The following is a 15,243-nucleotide window of genomic DNA, read 5'->3' as shown; positions in this document are numbered from 1 at the left end:
GTGGCGACGTCGTCGGCGGACCTGCCGCGGTCGACCGTCCCGACCCTGACGCCGCGGCTCGCGTGGCGCCCGAGCCAGCCGCCGCCGTCGGGCACGGAGCCGGAGCCGCCGCTGGGGACGGCGGAGGACGCGGTGCGGCTCCTGCGCGGGCTGCGGGTGACGGCGCTGACGGGCGCGGGCCTGTCCACGGACTCGGGCATCCCGGACTACCGCGGTCCGGACTCGCCGCCGCGCAACCCGATGACGTACCAGCAGTTCGTGCAGGACGAGGCGTTCCGGCGCCACTACTGGGCGCGCAACCACGTGGGCTGGCAGCACGTGCACCGCACGCAGCCGAACGCGGGCCACCGTGCGCTGGCCCGGCTGGAGGACGCGGGCGTGCTCGTGGGGCTGATCACGCAGAACGTGGACCTGCTGCACGAGGACGCGGGCAGCCGCAACGTCATCGACCTGCACGGCCGGTACGACCGCGTGATCTGTCTCCAGTGCGGGCGCGTCATCTCGCGCGAGCACCTCGCGGACCGGCTGACGGCGCTCAACCCGGGGTTCATCGAGAGCATCGGCGACGTCGCGGACGTTGAGATCGCGCCGGACGCGGACGCGGTGATCGAGCAGACGTCGCACTTCCGGCCCGCGCCGTGCGAGTTCTGCGGCGGGGTGCTCAAGCCGGAGATCGTGTACTTCGGGGAGAACGTGCCGCGCGAGCGCGTGGAGCGGGCGTATGCGATGGTCGACGAGGGGGACGCGCTGCTCGTGGCGGGGTCGTCGCTGACGGTGATGAGCGGGCTGCGGTTCGTGCGGCACGCGGCGAAGGCGGGCAAGCCGGTCGTGATCGTCAACCGCGGCTGGACGCGCGGCGACCCGCTCGCGACGCTCAAGGTCGACGCCGGCACCACCGAGACCCTCACGACGCTCGCGGAGTCTCTCCCCCGCTGACGCCGAGCACGACACGACCCCGCGTCGAGCACGACATGAGGATCGTCATCCGCTCGATAACGACCCTCATGTCGTGTTCGGCGGGGGTCAGCGTCAGCGCTGGGCGGCGAAGAAGGCGCGCAGGAGGCGGGCGCACTCGTCCTCGCGGACGCCGCCGACCACCTCGACGGCGTGGTTGGCGCGCTGGTCGCGCACGAGGTCCCAGACGGAGCCGGTCGCGCCGGCCTTGGGGTCCCACGCGCCGAGCACGAGCCGTTCGACGCGCGCGAGGACGAGCGCCCCGGCGCACATGACGCACGGCTCGAGCGTGACGACGAGCGTGCAGCCCTCGAGCCGCCACTCCCCGCGCGTCGCGGCGGCCTGCCGCAGCGCGAGCACCTCGGCGTGCGCGGTCGGGTCGCCGGTCTCCTCGCGCCGGTTGCGCCCCACGCCCAGCAGCCGCCCGTCCGGCCCGACGACGAGCGCCCCCACGGGCACGTCGTCGCTGGCGAGCGCGTGGGTCGCCTCGTGCAGCGCGAGCCCCATGAGCGCGTCCCAGACCTGGCGGCGCCCCGCGACGGTCCCGGGCGGGAACGTCCCGTCCGCCCACGGCAGGTCGAGCCCGCGCGGCTCCGGGGAGCCGCCGACCGCCGTCGTGCCCGACGCGGGCCCTCCGGTGCCCGACGCGTGCCCCTGGGTGCCCGACGCCGACCCCGCGCCCGGGTGGGCGGGGTCGCCGGAGCGAGCGACGTCGTCGGGCACGGGACCTCCGAGTTGTCAGCGGCACGTCGCGCCATGCCGCGACGAGAGGCTGACACCTCGGTGGCACGGAGAGCTGTCAGCGTCTCACCAGGCTATAGACCGGTGTGGCGCTGACAACTCGCGCACGGCGGGTGGTTACCGGGCGGTACGGGAGGGCTCGTGGTCGGATACCGTTGTCGCCATGCGCCTGCACGTCGCCGACCACCCGCTCGTAGCCCACAAGCTGACCGTCCTGCGGAACAAGGAGACGGCGTCCCCGACGTTCCGGCTCCTCGTCGACGAGCTGGTCACGCTGCTCGCCTACGAGGCCACGCGCGACGTGCGGGTCGAGCCGCACGAGATCGAGACGCCGGTGACGACGACGATCGGCGTGCGCCTCGCGGAGCCGCGTCCCCTGGTCGTCCCCATCCTGCGGGCGGGCCTGGGGATGCTCGAGGGCATGACGCGCCTGCTGCCGACGGCGGAGGTCGGGTTCCTCGGCATGCAGCGCGACGAGGAGACGCTCGAGGCGGTCACGTACGCGAACCGCCTGCCCGACGACCTGACGGGTCGGCACGTGTTCCTCCTGGACCCGATGCTCGCGACGGGCGGCACGCTCGTGGCCGCGATCGACTACGTGTTCGCGCGCGGTGCGCGGGACGTCACGGCGGTCTGCCTGCTCGCGGCGCCCGAGGGGATCCAGGTGCTGGAGAACGCGGTCGGCGACCGCGTGGACGTCCAGCTCGTGGTCGCCGCGGTCGACGAGCGCCTCAACGAGAAGGCGTACATCGTCCCGGGCCTCGGCGACGCCGGGGACCGCCTCTACGGCGTCGTCTGACCCCTCCCACCTGGGCGGACGCGCGCGACCGAGCCCCCGGTCGCGACGGCCCCGCCACCACCCGCGCCCGGAACGCGAGACCGCGCCCGTCCGCATGATGAGAAGTTGCCGGGCTCCTCTTGGCGTACCGCGCGGTGCACTGCCATGCTCGCTCCCGTGAGCACCTCGACCCGTCCCGCCAGCGCGCCGTCCGGCGCGCTCCCGGGCGCGGTCATGTGCGTCTGTTGTCAGGCCTGAACCCTCTCCCGCACCTCGGTTCAGCCCTCGACCCCTGCCGACCCGCCGGTCTCCCGGCGATGCCGTCGGCCCGACGCACCCGGAGCCACCCATGACGCTCACCGCTACCCGTCCCGCCCGCCGCACCTCGTCCCGCGCCGCCGCGCCCCGGGCCCTCGCACCGCAGCACCCCGCCGCGCCGCGCACCGCGCTCGCGCCGGCCCGCCCGGCCGCCACCGACCCGGCCACGCCGCGCCGCAACCCGGGATTCGTCCTCTACGTCGGCGTCGACGCGGCGCCGGGCGAGCAGCCGCAGGCCCAGCTCGTCGAGCTCGCCGAGGCGCTCGGCGAGCTCGCCCGCGACTGGCTGCCGAGCGCCGAGACGTACACGGCCCTCGCGCTCGCCGAGCCCACGACCACGACGTCGTCGCCCGTGCAGGACATCGCGGCGTTCCGCGAGCGGCTCGCGACCCTGTCGCCCGTGCCGCGCGTCGTCATCGACCCCGCGGGCCGCACGGTCACGGTCGAGGGCAGGTCGGCGCGCCTGACGTTCCGGGAGCTCGAGCTCCTGTCGTACCTCGCCCGCACGGCGCACCGCGTCGTGACGCGGGCCGAGCTGCTCGAGACCGTGTGGGCCGACCACGAGGTCGCCGCGGGCAGCCGCACCATCGACGTCCACGTGCGACGCCTGCGCGAGAAGCTCGGGCTGGAGCACGTCATCACCACGGTCCGCGGTCTCGGCTACCGGTTCGACCCGCAGACCCCCGTCGTCCTCGGCGGCACGGGGGACGCCGCCTGAGGACCCGCGCTGCCGGGCCACGGTCGACGTGGGGGTACGTGGGGGACCGCGCGCCCGGCAGCGCAACCCCCCGCCCCGGGAGCGCCCGGCGTCCCTGCCCAGATGCCCCGGGACGACGTCGCTTCACCGGGCGCGGACGCCCGCACGGCGATACGTTCGGCCCATGCGCACAGTCATCGCGGGAGGTCACGGCCAGGTCGGCCGTCGCCTGGCCCGGACCCTCGTGGAGCGGGGCGACGACGTCGTCGCCTTCGTGCGGTCAGCCGCGCAGATCACGGACCTCACCGAGCTGGGCGCGCACGTCGCGCTCATCGACCTCGAGAAGGACGACGCCGTCGCGGTGTCGTTCGAGCTGGAGGGCGTCGACGCGGTCGTGTTCGCGGCCGGCGCCGGTCCCGGGAGCGGAGCACCGCGCAAGGACGCGGTCGACCGGGCCGGCGCGGCGCTGCTGGCCGACGCCGCCGAGCGCGCGGGCGTCGGGCGCTACGTCCTCGTCTCCTCCCGCGGCGTCGAGGCGGCGCGGGCCGACGAGCGTCCCGACGACGTCGACGACGTGTTCTGGGCCTACCTGCGTGCCAAGGCTGCGGCCGAGGACGACCTGCGCGCCCGCGACGACCTCGCCTGGACCATCGTGCGGCCCGGCCACCTCACCGACGACCCGGGTGTCGGCCTCGTCGCGCTCGCGCCCGTCGGGGACACGGACAAGCCGCGCGGCAAGCGCCGCAAGCCCGGCGCAGCCGTCGGAGAGCGCTCGGACGTGACGCGCGACGACGTCGCGCTCGTCCTCGCCGCGGTGCTCCACGAGCCGCGGTCCGCCGGGCTCGTCCTCGACCTCGTCGGCGGCGACACGCCCGTCGACGACGCCCTCGAAGGCGTCCTGCCGTAGGCGGACCCGCTCACCCGTCGCGTCGCCGCTCGGGGCGACCGACGCTCGTCAGCCCTCGCCGCAGCGCGTCCCGCGCTCCCAGAAGAGCCCGATCAGGTCGCGGTCCGGCCGCACGAAGGCGCTGCCGTTACGCGCCGTGTAGTTCCAGCCGTCGTAGGAGACCTCGGCGTCGTGGTCGTACCAGACGCCCGCCTGCCACTCCGGGGCGCACTCGGCCACGGCGGTGAAGCCCTCGACCTTGAGCTGCTCGGTCCACGAGCGCGTGTGGACGACGTACGTCGCGCCGGACCAGGGCGCCTCGCCCAGGCTCTCGGTGCGCCGCTCCCCGGCTCCGACGGTCCACTCGCCCTTGGCGTGCCCCGTCACCCGGAACGTCACCGGGACGTTCGACCCGGAGTTGTCGAGCAGCACCGACACGGCGCGGTACGAGTGGCCGCGCCTCGCGTCGTAGTACGGGTCGCCGAGGACGAGGCTCGCCGCCGGCTGCTCGACGGCGCAGTCGACCGCGTCGTAGCGCACCGGGAGCGTCTCGGTGAAGGGCACCCCGAGGACCGTGCGCGACAGCACGAGCTCGACCTTGCCGGCCTTGACCGCGAGCGCGCCGGTCGCGAGATCGGCGCCCGTGCTCGCCCCGGGGGCGACGTCGCCCAGGTCACGGTCGCCGAACGGCGTGCGCGCGACGACGTGCGTCGCCTCGGTCGAGTCGTTGCGCAGCCCGACGGAGAGCACGACCCCGCCCGTCCCCGGGGCACACTGCGCGGACACCGTCGGGGTGGCCGACCAGTCAGGCTGGTAGCCGGCACCCTGGTACCGCGCGGTGAGGCGCGCGTCCGCGAAGGGCGTGCCGAGCACGGTGCGCGACTGGCGGAACGTGACGGCGCCGGCCTTCACGTCGAGCGCTCGCGTGTCCACGGTGAGGGTCACGGTCGCGCCGGGCGCGACCTGCCGCGCGGGAGCCGAGTCCCCGTAGCCCGCGGCCGACATGACGACGTCGATCATCTCGGGCGAGTCGTTGGTCAGCGTGCCGACGATCTTCACCGACCCGTCCTGCCAGCCGGCGTCGACCGTCGCCGAGGTCGCCCACCGCGGGTCGTACGTCACGGCGGCGTAGCGGGCCTCGACCGTCGTCGGCGCCGGGCCCGCAGGCGCCGCGCGCTCGACCGTGAACGTCGCCGTCCCGGCCGGGACGGACAGCGCCTTCGCGTCCACGGTGAACGTCGCGTCCGCGCCCGGGGCCACGTCGACCGGTGCGGCGTCACCGTGCGGCGTCGACATCCCGACGCGGAGCGTGGTCGTCGAGTACGGGTTGTGGAACGTGCCCGTCACGACGGACGTCCCGACCCCGGCACCGGACGGCACCGCCCAGGCCGCCGTCGCGCGCGCCGCGCCCGTGACCGGCTTCCAGTCGAAGCAGTCGATCGCCGGGTGCTCACCGGCGACGATCTCGTGGGTGAACTGCCGCCCCGCCACCGTGGTCGAGAGGACGACCCGGGCGTCCCCGGCGGGCAGCCAGCCCCCGGTCCCGCCGCGCAGGTCGACGCTCCGTCCCGGGGCGACCGGAACGGCGTCGTGGGCGGTGCCGGCGACCACGAGGGCTGCCCGGAGGTCGCCGTAGGCCGTGCGGTTCGTGAAGGGGACCGTCACCGATGCGGCACCGGCCTCACCACGGGCGCTGCACTGCACGCGCAGGCCGTCGCCGTCGACCCCCGACGCCGCGCCGTCCCACGGCCGGGCCACGTCGACCGAGGCGTCCGCGCTCCCGGCTCGCGCGTCCGGGGCCGTCCCGCGCAGGCGGACCACGGCCTTCTCGACCGCCCGGTCACGGTCCGCGACGAGCGTCAGCGGGACCGTGGACGCGGCGCCGGGCGCGAGGCTCGTGCCGGAGGGGGCGGCACACGTCACGCTCCGCCCCTCGTCCGTGGCGCACGTCCAGACCCCGGCAGACCCGCCGGCGAGGGTGACACCGGACGGGAGGTCGACGGCGAGGCGCGGCTCGACGAGCGGCTGGTCACCGCTGTTGCGCACCACGACGCGCAGGACTCCCTCTCCCGGGTTGTCCAGGCGCAGTCCGTCGGACGGCGCCACGACGCGGACCTCGGGCCCGTAATACCGGACAGGCGCCGACGGGAAGGTCCACGGCTTCGCCGGGATGCCGGTGGCGCGCACGGACGCGGCGAAGGGCGGGTAGTCGCCCCCGGACTCGGCCTCGACGCGGACGACGAGCTCCTGGCTCTCTCCGGGGTCGAGGATGCCGACCGAGCACGTGACCAGGCTTGTCGCGTCCGGCTGGGGCACCGCGCTGCCGCACGGGAGCGAGGCCGCGGACAGGGGGCTGCCGACGACGGTCCCGCGCGCGACGAGCGACGAGCCGGGGGTCGTCACGCCCGCCGGGAGCGTGAGGTCGACGAAGACCTCCTCCGCCGCTCGACCGCCGGTGTTCGAGGCGGTGATGACGAGGTCCGCGGGGACGCGTGCCGCGAGCGTGACCGGGGCGAGCGACAGCTCGAGGGCCGCCGGCGCGGGCTCGGGCGTTCCCGTGCCCGGGTCGGTCGGCCCGGGCGTGCCCGTCCCGGGATCGGTGGGCGCAGGCGTGCCGGGGCCGGTGGACCCGCCCGGCGTCGTCGTGCCCGGCGTCGACCCGACGGGCGTGGAGCCGTCGGTGGACCCGCCGCCGGTCCCGGTCGTGTCGCCCGAACCGGCGGTGGTCTGGTCGGTCGGGGCGGGCGGGATGTTCGTGGGCGACGTCGGGTCGGTGGTGGGGTCCGGCGTCGTCGTGGTCCCCGTGGTCGGTGACGCGGACGGGGACGGGGAGGACTGCGAGGTCGGGGTGGGGGCCGGGTCCGACGAGAACGCGCCGAGCGCGCCCGCGACGCCGAGCCCGGCGACCGTGAGCACGCCGACCGTGACGGCGGCCGCGGCGAGCGGCGCGGACGTGACGAGCGCGACGAGCCCACCGGCACCCGCGGCGGCGAGCGCGCCGCTGCCCGCGGCGGCGCCTCCGGCCGCCGCTGCCGCCCCGCCGACGGACGCCGCGCCGGCCCCGACCGCGGCGCCGGAACCACCGGCCGCGCTCGCGGCCGCTCCCGCGCCCCCGACGGCACCGGTGCCCGCCACGCCACCACCGGCGCCCGCGCCCGCACCGCCGGACCCGCCGGCCGCACCGGACCCGCCGGCCGATCCCGCGCCACCGCTCGACGAGCCCTGCAGGGCGGCACCGACACCGCCGGCGACGGCCGCGCCGCCGAACGTCGGGAGCGCCGTCCCGACGAGGCCGAGCGCGCCGACGCCGAGGACCAGGGGGGCGATGACGGCGCGCATGCCGTGCGACACGTCGCCCAGCTCCAGCACGAGCGCGCGGCACTCGCCGCAGCCGTCGAGGTGCGACTCCACGCGCGCCGTCTCGCGCTTGGCGAGCCCGCCGCGCACGTACGACCCGAGGAGCGCGTTGACCGTGCGGCACTCCTCGGCGGGCACGGACGTCAGGTGCTGCTGGAGGTACGCCTGCCGCAGCCCCTCGCGCGCGCGGTAGGCGAGCGCGGACACGCCGTTCGCGGTGAGACCCAGGATCGGCGCGATCTCGGCCGGGGAGAGGTTCTCGACCTCCGTGTACCAGAGCACGGCGCGCCACCGCTCGGGGAGGTCCTGGTAGGCGCGCGTGACCGTCGAGCGCTCGAACCCCTCGAGGGTCGGGTCCTCGGTGGACGCCATGGGACCGAACGCCGTCTCGAACGTGCGCTCGTCGTCCGTCGGCTGGGTGCGCCGCGCGCCGTTGACGAGGTCGTAGGAGAGGCGTCGGACGACGGTGAAGAGGTAGGCGCGGAAGGTGACGTCGGGCCCGCCCCCGCCCTGCAGGACGGAGAGCGTGCGGGCGAACGCGTCGGAGACGACGTCGTCGGCGTCGGCGGTCGAGCGGACGTACTGGCGCGCGACCGTCCGGGCCGCGGCGGCGTGGCGCTCGTACAGCGCGCCGTAGGCGCTGGTGTCGCCCTCGCGCACGGCGGAGATGAGCTCGGCGTCGCTGAAGGCCTCGCTCCACACCCGTTCCTGCGCCTGCGTCATGTCACCCGCCCCGGAGACCGCCCCGATCCGAGGCGTACGGTGGCCATAGTAGACGCCCGTCCAACTTCGGGGCAGAGGGCGTCCGGCGACGGAACGGTAACGGCCGGAGTCCTCCCCGTTCGCCCGATTTCACCTCGGACCCCGCGTCCCGGAAACTTCTTCGCCGACTCGCGTCATGGATCGGCCGCTCGTCCGTCTCATCGACATGGACCACCTCCACGGGTACACCGTGCCCGCTCCCGACGCGGTACGCGAGCGCTGGCGTCGCGCGAGCGCCGAGAGCGTCTGGCTGCGACCGGGCGACTGGTACCACCCTGCCGTCGACGCCCTCGCCGAGGCGCTGTGCGAGGAGCGGGACGGGACGCCGGCCGCCGAACGGCTCGGCCGGGTGCGGGCCGAGGCGGGGGTCGGGATCGGCGAGGCCATCGACGACGTGGTGTGCCTGTACCGGGCGCACGACCGCGAGCCGGGGACCGACCTGCTCCGCGCGGTCGCGGTCGGGTGGTCCGACGGCTACGAGGCGACCCCCGTGACGCCCGAGGTCATGGACCCCGAGTCCGGCCTCGCGACGTCCCAGTACCTGGTCCAGCGGCTCCGGGAGACGTACGGCGTCGCCCAGCGCGCCGGGGTCGACGCCGCCGCGACGCACGGCCTGCTCGTCGTGGACGTCGCGCTCGACCACCTGACCGGGTGGCAGCGCTTCGCGCGGTCGGCGGCGATGGGTCGCGCGCTCACCCACACGTTCGGCGACGGCCACCCCATGGCCTCGCTCGGCAACGGGCTCTTCGTCGTGCTCGGGGAGCGCGGCGCCGACGACGACGCGCTGCGCACCGTGCTCCGCCACAACATCGAGCGCACGGGGCTCGCGCTGGGCGTCACGGCGATCCTGCGGCGACCGCCGCGCGTCTGGGCCGAGCCGCTCCCCCGCACCCACGCCGCCGCCGTCCAGCTCCTCGACGCGCTCCAGCGCTGACGACCGCCGACGACCGCCGACGACGCGGCGACGACGCGGCGACGACGCGGCGACGCCCCGGCCGCGCGGGCGAGCGCGCGGACGGGGCGTCCGGGGGCGTCTGCGGCCGGTGGGTGACCGGCCGCCTCCGAGGAGGTCGAGGTCGCGCGTCAGCGCGGGGTGAAGGTGAGGCAGTCGGCCTTGTCCTCGCCGGACGCGCCGGCGCCCACGCGGATCGACGGGGCCGAGCACTCGAGCGAGGAGTTGTGGACGCACTCGGTGCGCTGGCACGCCCCGACGTGCGCGAGCACCTTCTCGAGGCCGCCCTTGGTCCCCAGCGGGATGAAGGTCGCGCACTCGGCGTCGCCCGCGTGACCGGCGATGGTCACCGCGCCGGCGTGGCACCCGTGGTCGTGGTTGTAGCCGCAGCCGTCGATGGAACACTCGACGACCTGGGGCATCTCCGTGAGGCTGCTCATCGCGATCTCCTGTTCTCCGAGGACCCGTGGCGGGCCGGGCTTCCGCGTCCACGGTATTCCCGGAATTCTGCGGTGTATAGCAAGGAAGGCCTTGCTAAGAAATGCAGAAATATCCATGAATTAGCGCACGGCATTCTTGCGGAAATGCCTGACCAGGGCTGATGCCGCGGCCCTCGTCAGGAGGGCAGGAGAGGCGTAGCGTCGTTCTCATGGCCCCCTCGCTCGGCGCGCCGCTGTTCTCGGGCGCCGACGCCGACCTGTACGCGGTCGGCGCCGACCGCGTCCTGCGACGCTCGCGCTCGGGGGCCGACTCGGTCGGCACCGCGGAGGTGATGCGGCACGTGCGCGCCGCGGGCTTCCCGGCCCCGCGCGTCGACGCCGCGTCGGACGGCGACCTCACCATGGAGCTCCTGCGGGGCCCGACGCTCCTGCAGTCGATCCTCGGCGGCCGGGCGTCGCTCGCCGCGGCGGCCCGGACCCTCGTCGCGCTGCACGACGCGCTGCACGCCGTCCCGCCCCCGGCGCGGGGCGGACCCGCGTACGCCGCGCTCACCGCGCCGTCGCCCGCGGCCCTCGACGAGCCCGCCGCCGGGCGGTCGTGCGTCGTGCACCTCGACCTGCACCCGGCGCACGTCGTGCTCACCGCCGACGGCCCCGCCGTCCTGCACTGGACGAACGCCCGGCTCGGACCGCCCGGACTCGACCTCGCCGTGACCGCCGTCGTCCTCGCGGAGGTCGCTGCCGACGAGGACGACGAGCTCGCGCCCGGCGCACGGGTCCTGCTGGACGCGTTCCTCCACCTGGCCGACCCGGCGCTCCTGCGGCACCTCGACGCCGCCGCGCGGACCCGCGCCGCGGACCCCGGCCTCGACCCCTCGGAGGCCGCGCTCGTCCCGGCCGCCGCGGCGCTCGTCGCGCGCGAGGCGCGCCGGAGCTGACACCTGGGCGGAACGGTCGAGGTCAGGATCGCGCGTCGTCGGGCCGGGGCCGCCAGATGACGAGCGCGCGTGCCTCGCCGTGCTCGACGAGCGTCTCGCGCAGCGCCTCCTCGACCCCGCGGCGCACGCTGCGCCCGCGCGGCACCACGACGACGTCGCCGCTCGCCGCCGCCGCGAACACCCGGCCGCCGGGCTCGACCCGCGCGGAGAGCGCCTCGATGCGGCGCTCCAGCCGCTCGACCTGCGACTCGAGCGCGAGGATGCGCTGGATGCCCGCGAGGTTGATGCCCTCGTCGTGGCTGAGCCGCTGCACCTCGAGCAGCTTCGCGACGTCGCGCAGCGAGTAGCGCCGGCCGCGGCCCGCGGTCCGGCGCGGCACGACGAGACCGAGGCGGTCGTACTGGCGCAGCGTCTGCGGGTGCATCCCCGCGAGCGTCGCGGCCTGGGAGATGACGAGGACGGGCGCGTCCTGGTCGACGTCGCTCGCCGGAGCCCGTCCGACGCCCCGTGGTGAGTCCTCGCCGACCGAGAAGCTCTGAGTCTTCCGGTGGGCCATCACGGCCCCCTACTCCGCGGCCTGGCGGACCAGGTCGGCCCGCACGTCCTGGCCGTCCGTCTCGGCCGCGAACGTCTCGACCGCCTCGCGCGCCGCCTTCGAGAGCTTCTGCGGCACCGCGACCTGCACGGTGACGAGCAGGTCGCCGGTCGCCTTCGCCGTCTTCACGCCGCGGCCCTTGACGCGCAGCGTGCGACCGGACGGCGTCCCGGCCGGGACCTTGACCTTGACCGACGCGCCGTCGAGCGTGGGCACGCTGATCGTCGCCCCGAGCGCGGCCTCGGCGAACGTCACCGGGACGGTCGCCCGCAGGTTGTTCCCGTCGAGCGAGAACACCGGGTGCGGGGTGACGTGCACGGTGACGACGAGGTCGCCGTCGGGACCGCCGGCCATGCCGGGGCGGCCCTTGCCGCGCAGCCGGATCTTCTGGCCGTCGCGCACGCCCGGCGGGATGCGGGTGGTGACGTTGCGGCCGTCGACCGTGAAGGTGACGGTGGACCCCTCGACCGCCTGGCGGAACGGGAGGGTCGTGGCCGCGGCCACGTCCGCCCCGGCCCGCGGGCGCGGTCCGCCACCGAACTGCTGCGCTCCCGCGCCGCCGAACATCGAGCCGAGGATGTCCTCGAAGCCGCCCGCGCCCTGGCCGCCGGTCGAGTAGCGGACCCGGGTGCCGCCCGGGCCGCCGCCGCCGAACATGCCGCCGAACACGTCCTCGAACCCCGCGCCCCCGGCGCCGCCGGGGCCCGCGGAGAAGCGGGCACCGCCGCCGGCCATCGCCCGGATCGCGTCGTACTGCTCGCGCTCCTTGGCGTCCGACAGCACGGCGTACGCCTCGCCGATCTCCTTGAACTTCGCCTCGGCGCCCGCGTCACCCTGGTTCTGGTCGGGGTGGTACTTGCGCGCGAGCTTGCGGTAGGCCTTCTTGATCGTGGCGTCGTCGGCGTCCTTGGGGACGCCGAGCGCGGCGTAGAAGTCCTTCTCCATCCAGTCCTGTCCGGTCACGGCGCCTCCCTCCTGTCGGTGGTCGTGGTCCTGGTCCTTCGTGTCGTGCCTGCTGTCGATGCTGCTGCTCGTGATCCTCGCGTGCCCGACGGCGGAGCGCACCTCCGCGCGGGAGGTGCGCCCGCGCCGTCGGGCACGCGGGGGGGACGCCGGTGGTCCCGCCTACTGGGGGCCGACGACCGAGACGCGCGCGGCGCGCACGACACGGTCCCCGATCCGGTAGCCCGGCTCGATGACGAGGTTCACCGTGGTGGCGGTGGCCTCGGGGTCGGGCTGGTGCATGAGCGCCTCGTGGACGGTGGGGTCGAACTCGTCCCCGACCGCGCCGTAGCGCTCGATCCCGAACTTCTCGAGCGACGCGTCGAGCTTGTCGGAGATGGCCGCGAACGGCCCCGTCAGCTCGCCGTGCTGCCGCGCGCGGTCGATGTCGTCGAGGACCGGGAGGAGGGCGGTGAGCACGTCCTCGATCCCCTTCGTGCGCGCGGCCTCCTGGTCGCGCAGCGACCGGTTGCGGTAGTTCGTGAAGCTCGCCCGCTCGCGCTGGAGCGCGTCGAGGTGCTCCGCGGCCTCGGCCTTGGCGGCCAGGACGGCCGCGTCGACCTCGGCCTCGTCGGACGGCTCGAAGTCGAGGCCCGCGAGCGGGTCCGTCTCCGCGTCGTCCCCGGCCGAGCCACCGGCGGAGCCGGCGCCCGCGCCCTCGCGCGGGCGGCCGGTCTCCGGGTCGACCTTGCGCTTGTCGGTGAACTGGAACGGCTTGTCCTCGGGGCCCTGACCGGGCTCGCGCCCGGCCTGCTCCTCGGGGCCCCGGTCCTCGGGGGACGTCACTTCTTGTCGTCCTCGTCGTCCACGATCTCGGCGTCGACGACGTCCTCGTCCGGAGCGGACGTCGCACCCGCGGCCGCGGTGGCGTCGTCCTGCGCGGCGCCGGGGTTGCCGGCGGCCTGCTCCTGCTCGGCCGAGGCGTAGAGCGCCTGGCCGATCTTCTGCGAGGACGCGACGAGCTTCTCGTGCGCGGTCTTCACGGCGTCGGCGTCCTCGCCCTCGAGCGCGGACTTCACCGACGCGATGTCGGCCTCGACCTCGGTGACGACGTCGGCCGGGAGCTTCTCCTTGTTCTCGGAGACGAGCTTCTCGGTCGAGTAGACGAACGCCTCCGCCTGGTTGCGGGTCTCCGCCTCCTCGCGACGCTTCTTGTCCTCGGCCGCGTGCTCCTCGGCCTCCTTGACCATGCGGTCGATGTCCTCCTTGGGCAGCGCCGAGCCGCCCGTGATGGTCATCTTCTGCTCCTTGCCGGTGCCGCGGTCCTTGGCGCCGACGTGGACGATGCCGTTCGCGTCGATGTCGAAGGTGACCTCGATCTGCGGCACGCCGCGCGGGGCCGGCGCGATGCCGGTCAGCTCGAACGTGCCGAGCGGCTTGTTGTCGCGCGCGAACTCGCGCTCGCCCTGGAACACCTGGATGAGCACCGACGGCTGGTTGTCCTCGGCCGTCGAGAAGATCTCGCTGCGCTTGGTCGGGATGGCCGTGTTGCGCTCGATGAGCTTGGTCATCACGCCGCCCTTGGTCTCGATGCCGAGGGACAGCGGGGTGACGTCGATGAGCAGGACGTCCTTGCGGTCACCGGAGATGACGCCGGCCTGCAGGGCCGCGCCGACGGCGACGACCTCGTCCGGGTTGACGCCCTTGTTCGGCTCCTTGCCGCCCGTGAGCTCCTTGACGACGTCGGTCACGGCGGGCATGCGGGTGGAGCCACCCACGAGCACGACGTGGTCGATGTCGGAGACGGAGACGCCCGCGTCGGAGATGACCTTGTGGAACGGGGCCTTCGTCCGGTCGAGGAGGTCCTGCGTCATCTGCTGGAACTGGGCGCGCGTGAGCTTCTCGTCCAGGTGGATGGGGCCGTTCTCGCTCATCGAGAGGTACTGCATCGAGATGGTGGTGCTCGTCGCGGACGAGAGCTCCTTCTTCGCCTGCTCGGCGGCCTCGCGCAGACGCTGGAGCGCGATCTTGTCCTTCGACAGGTCGACGCCCGAGCTGTTCTTCACCTGCTTGATGAGGTGCTCGACGATGCGGTTGTCCCAGTCGTCGCCACCCAGGCGGTTGTCGCCCGAGGTCGCGCGGACCTGAATCGTGGAGAAGTCGTCCTCGTCCTTGCCGACCTCGAGGAGCGAGACGTCGAACGTGCCGCCGCCCAGGTCGAAGACGAGGATGAGCTCGTCCTCCTTGCCCTTCTCCAGGCCGTACGCGAGCGCGGCCGCGGTGGGCTCGTTGACGATGCGGGTCACGTTGAGGCCTGCGATCTGCCCGGCGTCCTTGGTCGCCTGGCGCTCGGCGTCGTTGAAGTACGCCGGGACGGTGACGACCGCGTCCGTGACGGGCTCGCCCAGGTACTCCTCGGCGTCGCGCTTGAGCTTGCCCAGGATGCGCGCGGAGATCTCCTGTGCGGTGTACTTCTTGTCGTCGATCTCCACCGACCAGTCGGTGCCCATGTGGCGCTTCACCGAGCTGATGGTGCGGTCGACGTTCGTGACCGCCTGACGCTTGGCGACCTCGCCGACGAGGACCTCGCCGGTCTTGGAGAAGGCGACCACCGACGGCGTCGTGCGCGACCCCTCGGCGTTCGCGATGACGGTGGGCTCTCCGCCCTCGAGGACGGCGACCACCGAGTTGGTGGTGCCGAGGTCGATCCCGACTGCTCGTGCCATGTGTGCTGCCTCCGTTGTGGATGGGGTGCCCGACGGCGCACGCGCGCCCGGGCACACCGGGTTGAGTCTGCTTCACTCAAGGTAGGCACCGGGTGCGCTCGCGCGCAAGCCCGACCACCAGAACTTGAGTCCATCAGGCTCAACCTTCACCCAGGGC

13 protein-coding genes are annotated in these 15,243 nt (G+C 74.7%); 6 read left to right on the top strand and 7 right to left on the bottom strand.

The window, feature by feature from the left end; translation table 11 throughout:
• Positions 1 to 111: 111 nt before the first annotated feature.
• Entirely contained in the window at positions 112 to 936 is an 825-nt protein-coding gene (locus ABRQ22_RS01360) for an NAD-dependent protein deacetylase (protein ID WP_353709479.1), read from the top strand.
• A 93-nt stretch (positions 937 to 1,029) separates the two neighbouring features.
• On the opposite strand, the gene ABRQ22_RS01355 is transcribed toward ABRQ22_RS01360, so the two are convergent.
• The gene (locus ABRQ22_RS01355) at positions 1,030 to 1,461 is read right to left on the bottom strand and encodes a nucleoside deaminase (protein ID WP_353709478.1); all 432 of its coding nucleotides are present in this window, start codon (positions 1,459 to 1,461) and stop codon (positions 1,030 to 1,032) included.
• 397 nt (positions 1,462 to 1,858) lie between these two features.
• Between ABRQ22_RS01355 and upp the strand changes: the two genes are divergently transcribed.
• From upp to ABRQ22_RS01340, 3 genes are all read left to right on the top strand, one after another.
• Entirely contained in the window at positions 1,859 to 2,494 is a 636-nt protein-coding gene (gene upp / locus ABRQ22_RS01350) for a uracil phosphoribosyltransferase (protein WP_253054094.1), read from the top strand.
• 328 nt (positions 2,495 to 2,822) lie between these two features.
• Complete coding sequence (locus ABRQ22_RS01345; RefSeq protein WP_253054096.1) at positions 2,823 to 3,509, top strand: winged helix-turn-helix domain-containing protein; 687 nt, start codon at positions 2,823 to 2,825, stop codon at positions 3,507 to 3,509.
• Positions 3,510 to 3,672: 163 nt separating this feature from the next.
• Complete coding sequence (locus ABRQ22_RS01340) at positions 3,673 to 4,395, top strand: NAD(P)-binding oxidoreductase (RefSeq protein ID WP_253054098.1); 723 nt, start codon at positions 3,673 to 3,675, stop codon at positions 4,393 to 4,395.
• Between the two features lie 48 nt (positions 4,396 to 4,443).
• Here the strand turns inward: ABRQ22_RS01340 and ABRQ22_RS01335 are convergent, their stop codons facing one another.
• Positions 4,444 to 8,454 carry a sigma-70 family RNA polymerase sigma factor gene (locus ABRQ22_RS01335; protein ID WP_353708307.1) on the bottom strand — a complete coding sequence of 1,337 codons (4,011 nt, stop codon included), beginning with the start codon at positions 8,452 to 8,454 and terminating at the stop codon, positions 4,444 to 4,446.
• Positions 8,455 to 8,629: 175 nt separating this feature from the next.
• On the opposite strand from ABRQ22_RS01335, the gene ABRQ22_RS01330 reads away from it, so the two are divergent.
• On the top strand, positions 8,630 to 9,427 hold the full coding sequence (locus ABRQ22_RS01330; RefSeq protein ID WP_253054102.1) for a hypothetical protein: 798 nt from the start codon (positions 8,630 to 8,632) through the stop codon (positions 9,425 to 9,427).
• A gap of 149 nt (positions 9,428 to 9,576) precedes the next feature.
• On the opposite strand, the gene ABRQ22_RS01325 is transcribed toward ABRQ22_RS01330, so the two are convergent.
• Positions 9,577 to 9,885 carry a DUF1540 domain-containing protein gene (locus ABRQ22_RS01325; protein WP_047234443.1) on the bottom strand — a complete coding sequence of 103 codons (309 nt, stop codon included), beginning with the start codon at positions 9,883 to 9,885 and terminating at the stop codon, positions 9,577 to 9,579.
• Between the two features lie 209 nt (positions 9,886 to 10,094).
• Between ABRQ22_RS01325 and ABRQ22_RS01320 the strand changes: the two genes are divergently transcribed.
• Positions 10,095 to 10,823, top strand: a complete 729-nt coding sequence (locus ABRQ22_RS01320) for an aminoglycoside phosphotransferase family protein (RefSeq protein WP_353708306.1) — start codon at positions 10,095 to 10,097, stop codon at positions 10,821 to 10,823.
• A 22-nt stretch (positions 10,824 to 10,845) separates the two neighbouring features.
• Here the strand turns inward: ABRQ22_RS01320 and ABRQ22_RS01315 are convergent, their stop codons facing one another.
• The 4 genes from ABRQ22_RS01315 to dnaK all read right to left on the bottom strand — a co-directional run bounded on the left by ABRQ22_RS01315 (position 10,846) and on the right by dnaK (position 15,086).
• Positions 10,846 to 11,379, bottom strand: coding sequence for a helix-turn-helix transcriptional regulator (locus ABRQ22_RS01315; protein ID WP_353708305.1), 534 nt, complete (start codon positions 11,377 to 11,379; stop codon positions 10,846 to 10,848).
• A gap of 9 nt (positions 11,380 to 11,388) precedes the next feature.
• Positions 11,389 to 12,381 (bottom strand): DnaJ C-terminal domain-containing protein, encoded by a 993-nt coding sequence (locus ABRQ22_RS01310; RefSeq protein WP_253054106.1) that lies wholly within the window; start codon positions 12,379 to 12,381, stop codon positions 11,389 to 11,391.
• Between the two features lie 162 nt (positions 12,382 to 12,543).
• Positions 12,544 to 13,206, bottom strand: coding sequence for a nucleotide exchange factor GrpE (gene grpE, locus ABRQ22_RS01305; RefSeq protein WP_353708304.1), 663 nt, complete (start codon positions 13,204 to 13,206; stop codon positions 12,544 to 12,546).
• The gene (gene dnaK / locus ABRQ22_RS01300; protein WP_237840560.1) at positions 13,203 to 15,086 is read right to left on the bottom strand and encodes a molecular chaperone DnaK; all 1,884 of its coding nucleotides are present in this window, start codon (positions 15,084 to 15,086) and stop codon (positions 13,203 to 13,205) included. The genes grpE and dnaK overlap by 4 nt, the downstream gene beginning before the upstream one ends.
• Positions 15,087 to 15,243 lie beyond the last annotated feature (157 nt).

The organism is Cellulosimicrobium sp. ES-005 (assembly GCF_040448685.1).
GTDB lineage: Bacteria > Actinomycetota > Actinomycetes > Actinomycetales > Cellulomonadaceae > Cellulosimicrobium > Cellulosimicrobium cellulans_G.
This window is presented reverse-complemented; position numbering and strand designations above follow the sequence as displayed.

Coding starts and splice junctions, on each gene's coding strand:
- ABRQ22_RS01315 (WP_353708305.1), bottom strand. CDS start 11,379: ATGGCCCACCGGAAGACTCAGAGCTTCTCGGTCGGCGAGGACTCACCA.
- ABRQ22_RS01335 (WP_353708307.1), bottom strand. CDS start 8,454: ATGACGCAGGCGCAGGAACGGGTGTGGAGCGAGGCCTTCAGCGACGCC.
- dnaK (WP_237840560.1), bottom strand. CDS start 15,086: ATGGCACGAGCAGTCGGGATCGACCTCGGCACCACCAACTCGGTGGTC.
- ABRQ22_RS01320 (WP_353708306.1), top strand. CDS start 10,095: ATGGCCCCCTCGCTCGGCGCGCCGCTGTTCTCGGGCGCCGACGCCGAC.
- ABRQ22_RS01345 (WP_253054096.1), top strand. CDS start 2,823: ATGACGCTCACCGCTACCCGTCCCGCCCGCCGCACCTCGTCCCGCGCC.
- ABRQ22_RS01355 (WP_353709478.1), bottom strand. CDS start 1,461: ATGGGGCTCGCGCTGCACGAGGCGACCCACGCGCTCGCCAGCGACGAC.
- ABRQ22_RS01330 (WP_253054102.1), top strand. CDS start 8,630: ATGGATCGGCCGCTCGTCCGTCTCATCGACATGGACCACCTCCACGGG.
- upp (WP_253054094.1), top strand. CDS start 1,859: ATGCGCCTGCACGTCGCCGACCACCCGCTCGTAGCCCACAAGCTGACC.
- ABRQ22_RS01325 (WP_047234443.1), bottom strand. CDS start 9,885: ATGAGCAGCCTCACGGAGATGCCCCAGGTCGTCGAGTGTTCCATCGAC.
- ABRQ22_RS01340 (WP_253054098.1), top strand. CDS start 3,673: ATGCGCACAGTCATCGCGGGAGGTCACGGCCAGGTCGGCCGTCGCCTG.